Here is a 15,985-nt window from a genome sequence, read left to right as displayed (position 1 = left end):
GTCATAAGCCTTCCTTGCTTGCTTGAAATAACGCGATTGTGGCCTCCATCATCAGGCAAGTGCAGAGACCTTCTTCACTCTCCCCTTTTTATAAAGCGTGCTCATGATTTCACCGGGTGAACTCAAGCCTATTCTCAGCACGCTGGTGTTGCCGCCCGCGGGCCCGCTGCTGCTGGTCTTTCTGGGTCTGCTGCTGGCTGTCAAAAAAAGAGTATTTGGCCTGGCGCTGAGCTTTCTGGCGGCCACACTGCTCTGGCTGCTGAGCTGCCACGCTGTGGCCGTGTGGCTGGCGCAAAACATCCTGCCCCAGCATGAAGCGGTGTCCGTGGCAACACTGAAAGCCAGCGAAGTGCAGGCTATCGTGGTGCTGGGTGGAGGTGTCCACCCGCTCGCGCCTGAGTACAGAGAGTCGCAGGCGTCTATGCCTGCTGCCGCCCGCTTGCGCTACGGCGTCTGGCTCAGCCGCCAGACTGGCTTGCCCATCGCCTTTGCCGGGGGCAAGGACTGGGGCGCCTCCCAGTCGCAGAGTCTGTCTGAAGGCGAAGTGGCGCGCCGCACGGCCCGGCAAGATTACGGGGTAACACTGCGCTGGGTTGATGACCAGTCGCGAGACACGGCGGAAAATGCCAGCCTGCTCCGGCCACTCTTGCAAAAGGACAAGATTCAGCACATTGCGCTGGTAACCCATGCCTGGCACATGCCCCGCTCCCTTCAGGCCTTTGAACGCGCGGGGTTTACCGTGACCCCCGCCCCCATGGGCTTTATCCTGACCAGTCGCCATGGGCTGCTGGAATGGTTACCCTCAGCGGATGGGCTGGACAGCTCCCGGGCTGTGCTCAAGGAGTGGCTTGCCTTGCTGGTGCAGCGCTTTACCTGACTTTTACCCCACTGAAAGCCCCGTTCCAGCCGGCCACGGCACTGTGCAGCTTGACGGACAGTCAGCGACTGGCTACATTACTAACCAGTCAGTCAGTAATTTATGTCTATCTCCAAATTCCTCTGCGAACAAACAGCCACACTGTCCGCCAAACGCGAGCGGCGTAAAGAGGCGCGCCCCGGTGAGCTGCTGGATGCCGCGCTGGACCTGTTTGTTGAGAAGGGCTTTGCTGCCACGCGTGCTGAAGAGGTGGCCGCACGGGCCGGCGTCTCCAAAGGCACGCTGTTCCTGTACTTCCAGAGCAAGGAAGAACTTTTCAAGGCGGTGGTGCGCGAAAACATCTCGGGCCGCTTTCAGGAACTGAACCAGGAATTTGACGCTTTTCAGGGCAGTACCTCAGAAATGCTCGCCTACTGCATGGCCACCTGGTGGAAGCTCGTGGGCGCTACCCGCGCATCCGGCCTGACCAAATTAATGATGAGCGAGGCTGGCAACTTTCCAGAGCTGGCTGCCTTTTATCGGCAAGAAGTCATACTGCCCGCCCACGACATTATTCGACGCCTCATGCAGCGCGGTATTGATCGGGGGGAGTTCCGCCCCGTTGACCTGGACTACGCGGTGTACAGCGTGATTGCACCCATGATTTTTCTCGTGCTGTCCAAGCACTCTGCCGGTACTTGTATAGACGCGAACCTTCCCGACAACGCAGACAAATTCATCCGCACACAGGTGGACAACATTCTGCACGGCCTGTGCGTCCCCAGTGCACAACCAACTGCCACCGGCAAGTCCCCGTCATGAAGCGACAAACCAAATGGGGCATTGCCGCCCTGGCCGTTCTGGTGCTGGCTGGCGCGGCTGCGGTCGCCCTGTCGGCCCGCAAAACCCAGCAAACCGAAGTGGCCGTTGCCAGTGCCACCAAAGCACAGGCTTTGGTGGAGCTTGCAGCCACTGACGTTGTACGGGCACAAACCCGGGAACTCAGTCAGGGTCTGGCCATCTCGGGGGCACTCAAAGCTGTCAACTCTGCTCTGGTCAAAGCCCGCGTGGCTGGCGAGCTGCAGGGCTTGACGGTGCGCGAGGGCGATTTTGTCAAGGCCGGCCAGGTGCTGGCGCGCATCGATGCGAGCGAGTACCGTTCCCGCGTGCGTCAGGCGCAAGAGCAGGCAGACTCGGCCAAAGCACAGATCGACATCGTGCAGCGCCAATACGACAACAATCAGGCGCTGGTTAATCAGGGCTTTATTTCCAAAACCGCGCTCGACACCTCGCTCGCCAACCTCAATGCGGGCAAAGCCAACCACAAGGCCGCATTGGCGTCGGTCGAAGTCGCCACGAAATCGCTGGACGACACGGTACTCCGCGCGCCGCTTTCCGGCCAGGTGGCGCAACGTTTGGCGCAAAACGGGGAGCGCGTCGGTGTGGACGCCCGGATTCTGGAAATTGTGGACTTGAGCCGTCTTGAGCTCGAAGCCAGCTTCAGCGCGGCTGATGCTCTCGGCCTACGCCTCGGCCAGACCGCAGCACTGCAAATCGAGGGCAGTCAGCAAACCTTCACGGCCACGGTGGCGCGTATCAATCCGACCGCACAAGCCGGGAGCCGCAGCGTGTTGGCCTACCTGAGCATAGACAACACCGGCACTTCAGCGTCCACTGGCCTTCGCCAGGGCCTCTTCGCCCAGGGCACGCTCAACACCGCGCGCCTGTCGGCGCTGGCCGTGCCCCTTAGCGCGGTGCGCACGGACAAACCTGCGCCCTATGTGCAGGTTGTGGAAGACAACAAGGTGGTGCACAAAACCGTTGAAACAGGCGCCCGCGCCAGCAACGCGGCCGGCGGCGCCAGTGAGACCATGGTGGCCGTCAAAGGCCTGGCCGACAACGCGGTGGTGATCCTGGGATCCGTTGGCGCGCTGCGTGAAGGCACTGCGGTGAAATTCACCGGTAGCCACACGGCAAATGCAGCGCCTGCCACGCAAGCCGCTTCAGCCGCCCGACCTGCCCCTTAAGCACCCGCCATGTGGTTCACCCAGGTTAGCCTGAAAAATCCGGTGTTTGCCACCATGGTCATGTTGGCCATCGTGGTGCTGGGCCTTTTTTCATATCAGCGCCTGCAGGTAGACCAGTTTCCCAATATTGATTTCCCGGTGGTAGTTGTCACCACCGAATACCCGGGCGCTTCGCCCGAAATTGTGGAAAGCGAAGTCACCAAAAAGGTGGAAGAAGGCGTCAACTCCATCGCCGGTATCAGCGCCCTGACATCGCGCAGTTATGAAGGCCAGTCGGTTGTCATCATTGAATTTCAGCTGCATATCGACGGGCGCAAAGCCGCAGAAGATGTGCGCGAAAAGATCGCCTCGCTGCGCCCCTTGTTGCGTGATGAGGTCAAGGAGCCGCGGGTGCTGCGCTTTGACCCTGCCAGCCGCTCCATCTGGTCGGTCGCTGTGTTGCCCTCCGTTCCTCCTGAGCCTATCGAAGGGCAGGCTTCGACAAGCTCAGCCCGAACGGTTTCCGCCGTCGAACTGACCAACTGGTCCGACCAGGTCCTGAAAAAACGCCTCGAAAACGTGCGCGGCGTAGGCTCTGTCAATCTGGTGGGCGGCAGCAAGCGCGAAATCAACATCTACCTCAACCCACAGGCCATGCAGGCCCTGGGCATCACCGCGGATCAGGTGGTCAGCGCCGTGCGCAGCGAAAACCAGGATCTTCCCGTAGGAGCCATTCGCTCCTCCGCACAGGAGCGTGTTGTCAAGATAGACGCCCGCATGAAGCGCCCGGAAGACTTCGGCAAGATCATCGTGACGCGGAAGGCTTCAGGCGCCTCAGGCGCTGCCGCCGTAACCGTGGATCAGGTCGCCACCATCCGTGATGGCTCGCAGGAAGTTGAGAGCCTGGCTCTGTACAACGGTCAGCGCACCCTGCTGCTGACCGTGCAAAAAGCCCAGGGCGAAAACACCATTGCGGTGGTTGACGGCCTGAACAAAGCCGTGAAAGAACTTCAGGCGCAGCTCCCGCCGGGCACACGGCTGGAACCGATTGGCGACGGCTCGCGGCCCATTCGTGTGGCGGTAGATAACGTCAGGCGCACACTGATTGAAGGCGCGCTTCTCACTGTGCTGATTGTTTTCCTGTTCCTGAATTCTTGGCGCTCCACGGTGATCACCGGCCTGACCTTGCCGATTTCCATCATCGGCACCTTTTTGTTCATGAACTTGTTTGGTTTCACCATCAACATGATCACGCTGATGGCGCTGAGCCTGTGTGTGGGCTTGTTGATCGACGACGCCATCGTGGTGCGCGAAAACATCGTACGGCACGTACAGATGGGCAAAAGCGCCTATCAGGCCTCCATGGACGGCACGCAGGAGATTGGCCTGGCGGTGCTGGCCACCACGTTTTCCATCGTGGCCGTGTTTTTGCCGATCGGTTTTATGGGCGGCATCATCGGCAAGTTCTTTCATGAGTTTGGCATCACCATCGTGGCGGCGGTGTTGATTTCGATGTTTGTGAGCTTCACGCTGGACCCGATGTTGTCCAGCATCTGGCATGACCCCAGCATTGAAGCGCATGGCAAACACCGCGCGCCTGTCACGCTGTACGACAAGACCATTGGCCGGGTAACGGGCTGGTTTGACCATGCCACCGACTGGCTGGCAGAAACCTATCAACGCATCCTGCGCTGGTCACTGGTGCACAAGCTGACCACCGTTGCGTTAGCCGTGGCCATTTTCATTACCAGCATTTTCATGGTGCCCTTGCTGGGAACCGAGTTTGTGCCCAAGGCTGACTTCTCCGAGACCTCGCTGAGCTTCTATACGCCGGTCGGCTCTTCACTGGAAGCGACCGAGGCAAAGGCCAAACAGGTCGAGACCATTCTGCGCGAGTTTCCTGAGGTGCGGTACACGTTGTCAACCATCAACACCGGCAACGCGCAGGGAAAGATGTACGCCAGTCTTTACGTGCGTTTGGTAGATCGCAAGGCAAGGAGCCGAAGCGTGGACCAGCTCTCAGGTGTCTTTCGCGACCGGCTCAGGCAGGTGCCCGGTATCACTGTGACCCACGTGGGCTTGGTCGATGCCGTGGGCGGCAACAAGCAGGTGGAGTTTTCACTGCAAGGCCCCGACCTCAAGGAGCTGGAGCGGTTGACCCGGCTGGTGATGGAAAAAATCAATGGTGTAGCCGGCCTGGTGGATCTGGACTCCAGCGTCAAGCCAGACAAGCCCACCATAGAGATCGCCGTCAAGCGCGATGCTGCTTCGGACCTGGGCCTTTCCGTCTCGCAAATTGCAGCCTCGTTGCGTACCCTGGTGGCCGGGCAAACCGTGGGCAACTGGCGCGCACCAGATGACCAGACCTACGACGTGAATGTGCGTTTGGCACCCGATGCCCGCAACACGCCGCAGGACCTGGAGCGCCTGCCCTTTATCAGCACTGTGATCGGCAGCAATGCCGACGGCTCCATTCGGACAATCCCCTTGAGCCAGGTGGCTTCCGTGAAAGAGTCCACCGGGCCCAACCAGATCAACCGGCGCGACCTGACGCGTGAGGTAGCCATCAACGCCAATGTGCACAACCGTTCAGCCGGCGAAGTATCCGCTGATATCAAAACTGCACTGGAGAGCGTTTATTTCCCGCCCGGCTATCGCTACCAGTTTGGCGGATCAACCAAAAACATGGCGGAGTCGTTTGGTTACGCGATCTCGGCCCTGGTGATGGCCATCCTGTTTATTTACATGATTCTGGCGAGCCAGTTCAAGAGCTTTTTGCAACCCATGGCTTTGATGACCTCACTGCCGCTGACTTTGATTGGTGTGGTGCTGGCCCTGCTGCTGTTCCGCTCGACCTTGTCCATGTTTTCCATCATCGGGGTGGTGATGCTGATGGGCCTGGTCACCAAAAACGCCATCTTGCTGGTTGACTTTGCGATCCGCATGCGTGAGGAAGGCATGGAGCGCGGCGAAGCGCTCTTGATGGCGGCCAAGGTCAGGCTGCGCCCAATTTTGATGACAACGCTGGCCATGATTTTCGGTATGGTCCCGCTCGCCTTTGCGCTGACCGAGGGGTCTGAGCAACGCGCACCCATGGGACAAGCCGTTATTGGCGGCGTCATCACATCGTCTTTGCTCACGCTGGTTGTGGTGCCCGTGACTTATTGCTATCTGGACGATCTGGCGCAGTGGTTGAAACGCCGCTTTGCCGGTAAAACCGCGACTGGCGTGGCTGACACTGCCTCTGCGACCCCTCAGTAAAATCATAGGTTTCCTCTCATCCCCCCGATTCATTTCACAGGCCCACCATGAACTACGAACAAGCCCGCTTCAACATGATTGAACAGCAAATCCGCCCCTGGGAAGTGCTGGACAACCAGGTTCTCTCCCTGCTGGCCCTGGTCAAGCGCGAAGACTTTGTGCCACCTGCGCTCAAGTCTCTGGCCTTTGTGGATACCGAAATCGCCTTGTCGGCTATCCCCGGCCAATGCATGTTGTCGCCCAAAGTTGAGGCCCGCACGCTGCAGGACCTGGCCGTGCAAAAACACGAAAAGGTGCTGGAAATTGGTACCGGTTCCGGCTACATGGCTGCCCTGCTGGCGCACCGCGCGCAGCAGGTCATCACAATGGAAATTGACCCTGCGCTGGCCGAGACCGCAAGAAACAACCTCACCCGGGCCGGCGCCTACAACGCCGAGGTGCGTACAGGCGACGGCGCGGCAAAGCTGGCGCAGTCCGTATCTGGTGGCGATCCTCTTGGCGGGCCATTCGATGTGATCGTGCTCAGCGGCTCAGTGGCCGAAGTGCCCGCCGCGCTGTTGAACATGTTGAAGGTCGGCGGCCGGCTCAGCGCCATTGTGGGCGCCGAGCCCATGATGCGCGCCACGCTGGTCACGCGCGTGGGCGAAGCAGCATGGCGCACCACGCAAGGCTGGGACACCGTTGCGCCCCGTTTGCTCGGCTTTCCTGAGCCGTCGAAGTTCAACTTCTAAATCGACTCACACGCCCACCATGACTCCCCAGCTCTCTCCTGCGAATTTCAACACCTGGCTGCAAGCCCTGCCCAGCGGTGCAAAGCCGCCTGTGGTGCTGGACGTGCGTGAGCCCTGGGAAATCCAGACCGCTTCTGTACAGGAGGACGGGTTCTCGCTGATGTGTATTCCGATGCGTGAGGTGCCCGCACGCCTGGCACAGCTGCAGGAAGATCTGCCAGTTGATCACCCTATTGCCTGCCTGTGCCACCACGGGATGCGCAGCCTGCAGGTCGCCAACTATCTGGCGCAGAACGGCTACACCGAGGTCGTCAATGTGCAAGGTGGCATTGCCGCTTGGTCCGCGCAACGCGACACCTCGGTTCCAACGTACTGATGTGACGCCGACCTCTTGCCACCTTCAACTGATTCATTATTTTTCATCAGGACACCCATGACATCGCCATCGAAAAAACCGGACTTGCTGCCCTTGTCTCTCGCGTTGAGCGCTGTGCTGGCGGTTTTTGCGCCGGCGGTGCAGGCGCAGAACCTGGTGGAGCTCTACAGATCAGCACGCGACTACGACGCGTCTTATCAGTCGTCACGATCGCTGTACGAAGCCAACCTGGCCAAGGCAGCTCAGGCCAAGGCCGGCATTTTGCCAACGGCTGGTTTGTCGGCAGGTGCCACGCGCACCAATCAGGAAACCACGGTCATCACCCCTGCAGCCAGCACGACGACAGATCGCCGCTTCAGCGGCCAGACCGCAACCTTAAGCGCATCACAGCCTTTGTACCGTCCAGGCAACTGGGCCACTTATGAGCAGGGCAAACAGCAGGTGGTGTTGTCCAAAGCCCAGCTCGACGCTGCCGATCAGGACCTGATTGTGCGCACCAGCCAGGCGTATTTTGATGTGCTGGCCTCCCAGGACACACTGACTTTTGTCAGGGCACAAAAAGCCGCGGTGGGCGAGCAACTGGCATCTGCCAAGCGCAATTTTGAGGTGGGCACCTCCACCATCACCGACTCCCGCGAGGCACAGGCCAGGTTTGACCTGGTGGTTGCCCAGGAAATTGCCGCCGAAAACGATTTGCGCGTGAAGAAAATTGCGCTGGATCAACTGGTCGGAAGAAGCGATGCCATGCCACGCGGCCTGCAAGTGCCGCTGGCGTTGCCGCCCCTGGTTCCAGGTGACGTTAATGCATGGGTTCAGCAATCTGAAGACGTTCACCCCACCATTCGTCAGGCCCAGGCCAGTCTGGAAGTCGCCAAACTGGAAGTCGACAAGGCTGAAGCCGGGCACAAGCCGACGCTGGATTTGACAGCCAGCTACGGCGCCCAACGCAACCCCAACGGCAGCAGCACAAGCGGTCAAAACACCCGCAGCAACGCCTCAACCGTTGGCCTGTCTTTCAACCTGCCCATCTTCGCCGGCTTTGCTACGCAGAACCGCATTCGGGAAACCTTGTCACTGGAAGACAAGGCACGTACAGATCTGGAAGGCGCCAAGCGCAACGTGGCGTTGGCCACCCGTACGGCCTACTTCGGCGTCCAATCGGGCCAGGGTCAGGTCAAGGCACTGGAAGCGGCCGAGGCCTCCAGCCAGAGTTCACTAGACGCCAACAAACTGGGCTACCAGGTCGGCGTGCGCATCAACATCGATGTGCTCAACGCACAAAGCCAGTTGTTTCAAACCAAACGCGATCTGGCAAAGGCGCGGTATGACGTGCTGGTTGGTGGCCTCAAGCTGCGTCAGGCCAATGGCACCTTGACGCCTGAGGATTTGCTGCTGATAAATTCATTGTTGGTGAAGTAGTTCAGCGCTCTTCCCCGACTCCGTTCGGGTTGAGCTCTAGATTTGAAGAGGCTGCCTGCTCGTGTGCCGTTGCCCCGGTCACAGCTGTAGAACTTGGAAGTCGGCAGCGAATTTGCATTGCTCAAATACAGTGGCGGGTCCAACTTCCGATCATGATTGAAAAAGACGGGCTAATTCAATCGAAACGCAAAACAGGCCTCTCACCTAATATCGAAAGTGCCCGCAAACCTTGAGCGAACTATCTCGTTTCAACAGACATCAACTCAAACGCCCCCAACGCCCTCGCCTGCCCATTAAGTAACACATCAACCCGGTGCACACCCGCATGGTGCTTGCGCGTGGTCATCTCCGCCGTGGACACCGTCTTGCCCAGTCGCACGGTTTGCTTTGGCCCCAAATCCAACACCTTCAGCTTAAACACCTTGGCGCTAGTCTTACCGCTGGCTTTGACGTAGTGGATGCAGAAGTCCACGAGCACCTGCTGCGCTTTGTTGCTGGTGTTGGAGACATCAAACGCGATGCTCACCTTCTCGCCCATCACCACGCGTTTGGGCGCGATCCGCGCGTTGGCCACTTCGACCTCTGCACTTTTGCCAAAGCCCAGCACCTCCAGCGCCCCGGCCTCGCCGCGTTTGACGGCTGAGCGCAGCGCGTGTTGCACGATCCAGCGGCGCTCGGGGCCTGCGCCTTTAAGCCATTGCCTGGCGGTGGTTGCCAACACCTCCGGGTGGTCTTTGCCGATGTCGTTGAGGTTGTTGGCAACCGAGCGGCGCACGTACAGCTCGGGGTCGTCTTTAAGCAGCTCAAGCAACGCGAGCACCGGCCCTGGATTTTTCTGGAAAGCTGGTAGCCGGCTGGCCCAAGGCAGGCGTGGGCGGCTGCCTTCGGATACCAGGCGGCGCACATGCGGGCTTGGGTCGGTGGCCCATTGTTTGAATCGGGCCAGCGTGGCGGCTTCGTGCTTTTGCAAAAAGGCGCGAATGCTGAACTCGGCAGTGAAGCGCTGTGTCAGCGCATGCTGCGCCCGCATGGAGTCTTCAAAATGGTCCAACCCAAACTGTGCGACGAACATCGTGTGCGGCAGATACAGGAAGGAAGCCATGCTGAGCCCCGCCGGTCTGCCATGCGGCTGGTCGAGCGAGGCAAGCAAAACATCCACGGCCTTCGGGTAGTCGGACGGCAGGTGTTTGTGCAGGGTCTGGGCGATGTGTTTGCCGCGTGGCATCAGGGCCAGTGCCTCGTACCCCTGCAGCGCATCGCGCATAAACGTTTTTGAGTCGAATGCGGGGTGTACGGCGGCAATCATGCGCGCTATTGCCTGAGGAACGTCAGGACCATACTGGTTGACCAGCGGTTCGGCCATATCAGCGTGTGCCTTGCCAACTCTTACTGGCAGTTCTGCTTGTAGTTCGCTTCGTATTTGGCAAACGAAGCATCCCGATCGGCATCGCTTTTGAAAACCCGCTCGCCTTTGGCATTAAGGTCATAAATACGGGCGTGCCGTAATCTCTCCAGATCGTCCTTGGCATTGAGGCACCAGTTCTTGCGGGCTTCCGCCTGCTTGACGTCGTTTTGCTCCGCCGTTTCACGGGCGATTTGCCGTTTCTTGAATTCAAGCTCCTGCTCTTTCAGCGAGGCGCGTGCGTCTTTAACAGGTGTGTCACCAGCGGGCGCTGCAGGACCGGACTTGGGCATATCCATCTTTTGCCCCCTGTTGTCCGCGGGAGGCCGCTGGCCATACTGCGTCACCCCTTTTTCATCTACCCATTTGTAGACCTGGGCAAAAGCAGGCAGACAAAGGCTACTTGCAACAAGTGCTGTCCAGAACAAACGCATGACGCCTCCCCTTTTTATCTTCTAAAACCGGCAAAAACTCTTACGCCTTCAGCAGACCAGCAAGTGCTTGCACAGTGCTGGCCGTTGCACCGCGATGCTGCGCCGCAAACTCAAAGCCGGCAGCAACTGCACTTTGATGTGCTGACGGGTTGGACAGAAGAGCCTTGGCCTTGCCAATCGCCTCGTCCATATCCTGAACGCGGAAAGCAGCTCCGGCGCCGAGCGCCAACTCTGCCACCTCGTCAAAGTTGAAGGTGTGCGGGCCCATGATAACGGGGCAGCCGCAAGCCGCGGCCTCAATCAGGTTTTGCCCGCCCAGCTGTGCAAAACTGCCGCCCAGCAAGGCCACATCACTCATGGCGTAATACAACGCCATCTCGCCCAGCGAGTCACCCACCCAGACATCTGCCGCGACGGGTGCGCCATTCCAGCTGGACCGACGCAACACGGACAGGCCACGTTTTGCGGTCAGCGTGACCACGTCGTCAAAACGATTGGGATGCCGGGGCACGATCAACAGCTGAAAGGCCGAAGCCAAAGCGCTTCCCTGCTCAAGGAAACTTTCCTCCTCACCTTCACGCGAGCTGGCCAGCATCAGGACAGGACGGCCCAGCGCCTGCCGCCATTGTTTGCCTTGCGCCTGCTGGGCGGTGTCGGGTGCGGCGTCAAATTTGAGATTGCCGAACACATGCTGCACTGTCGCACCCACGGAGCGCAGACGTTGCGCGTCAGCCTCGCTCTGCGCGTACACGGCTGTCAGGGCGCCAAAAGCAGGCTCAGACAGGGGGGCCATGCGCAGTGCCTGCGCCATCGACTTGTCTGACAGGCGAGCGTTGACCAATGCGAGGGGAACGCCTAGCGCCTGAGCGCAGGCGACAGTGTTAGGCCAGACCTCGGTTTCCATCAGCAAGCCAAGGCGCGGTTGAAAGTGTTTAAAAAACCGACGCACCGCTGCCTGGCTGTCCCAAGGCTGCCAGACCTGCACGTCGCCCGCGCGCAGAAGCCCTGCACCTTCGGCCCTGCCGGTGGCCGTACCGTGGGTCAACAAAATTCGCAGCGCAGGGTGCTGTACACGCAAGGCCTGAATCAGCATGCCGGCCGTGCGCGTCTCTCCCAGGGACACGGCGTGCACCCACACCAGCTCCGGACGGGCTTCTGCCACATGCGAGTAGAAACCGAAACGCTCGTCGACCGCTTCCAGGTACCCGGCTTCAGCCTGCCCGCGTCTGCGCAACTTGCGTCTGAGCAAAGGCTGCGCAGCCCACATGAGCAACGAATAGAGTTGACGAATCAGGCCGGACATCAAACCACGCTTTGAGCTTGGGCGTCGGTGGGCGCGCAGCTCATCCACGCGTCCCACACGGCTTGCACGGTTGGCGCGGGCTGGGCGTAAACGCTTACCTGATGCCCGCCGGCGGTGCCCGGCAGCGGCCCGGTGCGCCAGGCTGTGTCGAAGTTGTAAATCTGGACATGCGGCAAATCCAGCGCCACGGCGATGTGGCTCACGCCGCTATCCACGCCAATGACCCCGGCACATTGCGCAAGTTGCTGCGTGAGCGCGTCCAGCGACAGGCGCGGCCAAATCACGGCCTGGGTTGTGGGCCGGCCTTCGCTACCCAGATTAATCGCCGCAGCCATACGCTCGCAGCTTGCCAGCTCCTCGTCACTCCCATGCGGCAATGCAATCTGGAAGCCCAAGGCCGCGAGTCGCCGGCCCAGCGCAACCCAGTCTTCCTCGGGCCACTGCTTGTTTGCACGGGAGGTGCCATGGACAAACGCTACTGTTTTAATAGCGAACTTTGTCCGTGGCGATTGGGCCAATGCCGGATTTAATCCATAACTCCAGGCTGGAGGCAAGGAATAGCCCAGCGCACGCGCGCTCAACACACGTGAGCGCTGCATCGCGTGGATGTGCGGCTCAATGAAGATAGCCACGTCTGCGACCCAACGCGTCGGTGCTTCGTAGCCAGAACCGTCGGTCTGATTGGCTAGGGCGTATCGTTTTCCCGTGGCAGTCACGCTGGCGAGCCGCGCCACCAGCGCTGATTTGGTCAGACCCTGCAGGTCAATCACAGCGTCGTAGTGCTCAGCCTGAAGAAGCGATTTGAATATTTTCCATTCCGCACGCGTAGCCGCTGCCAGCGGAGACTTTCGCCAGCGCCTCAGTTCGCAGGGGATGACGCGGTGTAAGCCTGCGCCTACCAGCGGCGACAGCAGCGGCGCAAAAGACTTTTCCACCACCCAATCGATCTGGGCGCCGGGATGTGCGGAAAGGATGTCCTGCACCACCGGCAAGGTGTGAACCACATCGCCCAGCGAAGACAGTTTGACTAGAAGAACTTTCATCAAGTCCGGCGGAAATGCCTAATGTGCAGCTGGGGCAAAACTCGCGTCAGGCTTCACGCTGCGGAGCAAGGCGAGCATGTCGGCCTCGATGCGGTCCAGCGCCTGCTGCGACCGCCCTTCAAAGCGCAGCACCAGCACCGGCGTGGTGTTGGAGGCGCGGATCAAACCAAAACCGTCTGGCCAATCCACGCGCACACCGTCGATCACTGAAATTTTTGCCGGCTCTGGAAACGACACTGTCTTCATCAGCGTTTCCACCACGCTGTGGGGCTCGCCCTCGCGGCACGCCACGTTGAGTTCTGGTGTGGAAAAGCTGGTGGGCAAGCCATTGAGCACAACACCCGCATTGGGCATGCGGCTCAAAATCTCGAGCAAGCGCGCACCGGCGTAGGTGCCGTCGTCAAAACCAAACCAGCGCTCCTTGAAGAAGATGTGCCCGCTCATCTCGCCGCCCAGCGGGGAATCAAGCTCTTTCATTTTTGACTTGATCAGCGAGTGGCCGGTTTTGTACATCAGCGGTACACCGCCGGCGATCTCGATCTCGGGCGCCAGACGCTGCGAACATTTCACATCAAAAACAATGGTGCTGCCGGGCATGCGTGACAGCACATCGCGCGCAAACAGCATCATCTGGCGGTCAGGGTAAATGGTGTTGCCCTCGCGGGTAACAATGCCCAGGCGGTCACCGTCGCCGTCAAAAGCCAGGCCCAGCTCAGCGTCGCTGGACTGCAGCGCGGTGATCAGGTCTTTGAGGTTTTCAGGTTTGCTCGGATCGGGATGGTGGTTGGGGAAAGTGCCGTCCACCTCGCTGAAGAGTTCAATCACTTCGCAGCCCAACGCACGGAAGATGTCGGGTGCCGATGCGCCTGCAATACCGTTGCCTGAATCAATCACGACTTTCATCGCGCGCTCCAGCTTGATGTCGGACACGATACGGGCGGAATATGGCGCCAGGACATTGATGTTTTTGACCGTCCCGGGTCGCGCTGGCGCGGACCATTGGCCGGCTTGCATCAAACGTTTCAGCGCCTGAATCTCCTCGCCGAAAATCGCCCGCCCATTGAGCACCATCTTGAAACCGTTGTAGTCCGTGGGGTTGTGGCTGCCGGTGATCTGGATACCCGAGCGGGCCACTGTATTGGCCGCGAAATAAAGCATCGGTGTGGTGGACATGCCGATGTCGATGACATCCACACCAGTGGAAACCAGGCCGCGTATCAGGGCAGCCGCAAGCGCGGGGCCGCTGAGACGGCCATCCCGGCCGACAGCCACGGTGCGCTCACCCTCGGCCAGGGCAACGGTGCCAAACGCCCTGCCCAATGCCTCGGCCACGGACTCATTGACGGTAGAGGGAACGATGCCGCGGATGTCATAAGCCTTGAAAATCGATGCGTCAAGCTGCATGAGGGGGAGTTTCCTGAGGGGTGATGGGAGTACGGGGAGTGCTGGGATTGTAGGCGCCGCCGCCGGGGGGAAGATGTCCGAAAACGGCCAGTTCATTTGTAGTGAATCCGTATGATGAGCCCATGAACCCGGACAACGCCCTCCTCGCTGATGACGACTGCTACCTCGCGCTGAAGACGCGGGACGCGCGCTTTGATGGCAGTTTTTTCACCGGTGTGACCTCAACCGGCATCTATTGCCGGCCGGTGTGCAGCGTCAGAACGCCCAAACGGGAAAATTGCCGCTTTTTCGGCCACGCGGCTCAAGCTGAAAACGCCGGGTTTCGACCCTGCCTGCGCTGCCGGCCTGAGCTGGCGCCGCATTCGGTGGTGTGGTCGATTCAGGACGCCTCTTACATCCTGGCGCATCAAGCGGCACGGCTGTTGGATGAACCAGAAGCTTGGGCCGACACCGCCCCATCGGTCGAAAAACTCGCGGCACGGCTGGGCGTGAGCGACCGCCATGTGCGGCGGATCTTCGAAACGCAGTTCGGCGTGTCGCCCATGCAATATCTTCAGACTCGCCGCTTGCTGACAGCCAAGCAGCTTCTGGCCGACACAGCCCTGCCCATTACAGAAATCGCGTTGATGAGCGGCTACGCAAGCCTGCGACGCTTTAACGCCGCTTTTGTGGAGCACTACAAACTCAACCCGACGCAGTTGCGGCGCCAGGGCGCGGCTCCGTCGGGCGACGGCATCACCATACGGCTGGGGTACCGCCCGCCGTATGACGTGGCGGCCATGCTTGGCTTTTTCAGCAAGCGGGTCAGCAACGCGATTGAGTTTGTCAACACCGAGTCTGCCTATCCGGGAACGGGCCGAACCGTCCGCATCGAATCGGGCGGCAAGGTGCACGCCGGTTGGGTGCTCGCCTCTTTTGATGAAGCCCGCTGCCAGCTGGTACTGAAAGTCAGCGACTCCCTGCGCGAGGTGCTACCAATGGTGATTCGGCGCATACGCGCCACGTTTGATCTGGATGCCGACCCACACGCGATCAATACTGCACTGCACAGCAGCTTTCCCGGCGGCGACGGCCTGCGCGTGCCGGGTGCGATGGATGGTTATGAAATAGCCGTGCGAGCCGTGCTGGGCCAGCAAATCACCGTCGCCGCAGCGCGGACGCTGGCGCAGCGCATGGTGGACAAACTCGGTGAGCCGATCACAACGCCGTGGCCCGCGCTGACGCGTTTGTTTCCATCAGCCGCGGTGCTGGCGCAGGCAAGCGGTGACGCACTGGGCCAGTTGGGCATCGTCAAGCAGCGGCAAACTGCAATTGTGGGCATTGCCACGGCGGTGGCTGAAAAGCGCCTGCAGCTGCATGGCAGCGCCGATATCAACGCAACCATTGCCACGCTGAAAGAGTTACCCGGCATTGGCGACTGGACGGCGCAATACATTGCGATGCGGGCCCTGCGCTGGCCAGATGCCTTTCCGGCAGGCGATGTGGCACTGCACAAGGCGCTTGGCGTGCAGGGAAAGAAAAACCCCGCCAAGGAGGCGGAGCTGGCGTCAATGGCCTGGAAGCCGTGGCGCAGTTACGCCGTCATCCGGGCGTGGAGCGGCGCACTGCCCTCGCCGGCTGGGACCAATGCCGACGGATAACCGGGTAAGCCGATTTATGCGATTTGCGAATGAATAAGGCAGTTCTTTTTCATTGGACGCAAAGGCGCTCTCCCGCGAGGATCACAGTCGAGCAGTGGTGCGCGTGCCGC

13 protein-coding genes are annotated in these 15,985 nt (G+C 60.1%); 8 read left to right on the top strand and 5 right to left on the bottom strand.

What is annotated here, in order from left to right; genetic code table 11:
* Positions 1-103 precede the first annotated feature (103 nt).
* The 7 genes from VE934_RS14440 to VE934_RS14410 all read left to right on the top strand — a co-directional run bounded on the left by VE934_RS14440 (position 104) and on the right by VE934_RS14410 (position 8,649).
* Entirely contained in the window at positions 104-877 is a 774-nt protein-coding gene (locus VE934_RS14440; protein ID WP_324888685.1) for a YdcF family protein, read from the top strand.
* Positions 878-979: 102 nt separating this feature from the next.
* A complete protein-coding gene (locus VE934_RS14435; protein ID WP_324888683.1) occupies positions 980-1,678 on the top strand; it encodes a TetR/AcrR family transcriptional regulator in 699 nt (232 codons plus the stop codon).
* A complete protein-coding gene (locus VE934_RS14430) occupies positions 1,675-2,883 on the top strand; it encodes an efflux RND transporter periplasmic adaptor subunit (RefSeq protein ID WP_324888681.1) in 1,209 nt (402 codons plus the stop codon). Before VE934_RS14435 ends, VE934_RS14430 begins: the two co-directional genes overlap by 4 nt.
* A 9-nt stretch (positions 2,884-2,892) precedes the next feature.
* On the top strand, positions 2,893-6,123 hold the full coding sequence (locus VE934_RS14425) for an efflux RND transporter permease subunit (RefSeq protein ID WP_324888679.1): 3,231 nt from the start codon (positions 2,893-2,895) through the stop codon (positions 6,121-6,123).
* Positions 6,124-6,170: 47 nt separating this feature from the next.
* On the top strand, positions 6,171-6,854 hold the full coding sequence (locus VE934_RS14420) for a protein-L-isoaspartate O-methyltransferase (RefSeq protein ID WP_324888677.1): 684 nt from the start codon (positions 6,171-6,173) through the stop codon (positions 6,852-6,854).
* 19 nt (positions 6,855-6,873) lie between these two features.
* A complete protein-coding gene (locus tag VE934_RS14415) occupies positions 6,874-7,230 on the top strand; it encodes a rhodanese-like domain-containing protein (protein ID WP_324888675.1) in 357 nt (118 codons plus the stop codon).
* 57 nt (positions 7,231-7,287) lie between these two features.
* Complete coding sequence (locus VE934_RS14410; protein ID WP_324888673.1) at positions 7,288-8,649, top strand: TolC family outer membrane protein; 1,362 nt, start codon at positions 7,288-7,290, stop codon at positions 8,647-8,649.
* A 238-nt stretch (positions 8,650-8,887) separates the two neighbouring features.
* On the opposite strand, the gene VE934_RS14405 is transcribed toward VE934_RS14410, so the two are convergent.
* From VE934_RS14405 to VE934_RS14385, 5 genes are read right to left on the bottom strand one after another with little or no spacing between them, the layout of a single operon-like run.
* Positions 8,888-10,012, bottom strand: a complete 1,125-nt coding sequence (locus tag VE934_RS14405) for a DNA alkylation repair protein (RefSeq protein WP_324888671.1) — start codon at positions 10,010-10,012, stop codon at positions 8,888-8,890.
* 23 nt (positions 10,013-10,035) lie between these two features.
* The gene (locus VE934_RS14400; RefSeq protein WP_324888669.1) at positions 10,036-10,485 is read right to left on the bottom strand and encodes a DUF4124 domain-containing protein; all 450 of its coding nucleotides are present in this window, start codon (positions 10,483-10,485) and stop codon (positions 10,036-10,038) included.
* A gap of 40 nt (positions 10,486-10,525) precedes the next feature.
* Positions 10,526-11,788: a 3-deoxy-D-manno-octulosonic acid transferase gene (locus tag VE934_RS14395; protein ID WP_324888667.1), complete on the bottom strand. Its 1,263-nt coding sequence runs from the start codon at positions 11,786-11,788 to the stop codon at positions 10,526-10,528.
* Positions 11,788-12,831: a lipopolysaccharide heptosyltransferase I gene (gene waaC, locus VE934_RS14390; RefSeq protein ID WP_324888665.1), complete on the bottom strand. Its 1,044-nt coding sequence runs from the start codon at positions 12,829-12,831 to the stop codon at positions 11,788-11,790. The genes VE934_RS14395 and waaC overlap by 1 nt, the downstream gene beginning before the upstream one ends.
* Positions 12,832-12,849: 18 nt before the next feature.
* Positions 12,850-14,235, bottom strand: coding sequence for a phosphomannomutase/phosphoglucomutase (locus VE934_RS14385; RefSeq protein WP_324888663.1), 1,386 nt, complete (start codon positions 14,233-14,235; stop codon positions 12,850-12,852).
* A 122-nt stretch (positions 14,236-14,357) separates the two neighbouring features.
* Between VE934_RS14385 and VE934_RS14380 the strand changes: the two genes are divergently transcribed.
* Positions 14,358-15,875: a DNA-3-methyladenine glycosylase 2 family protein gene (locus tag VE934_RS14380; RefSeq protein ID WP_324888661.1), complete on the top strand. Its 1,518-nt coding sequence runs from the start codon at positions 14,358-14,360 to the stop codon at positions 15,873-15,875.
* The last annotated feature ends 110 nt before the right edge of the window (positions 15,876-15,985 follow it).

The organism is Polaromonas sp. (assembly GCF_035638815.1).
Lineage (GTDB): Bacteria > Pseudomonadota > Gammaproteobacteria > Burkholderiales > Burkholderiaceae_C > Polaromonas.
The sequence above is the reverse complement of the archived record's forward strand: the minus strand, read 5'-3'. Positions and strand labels throughout refer to the sequence as shown.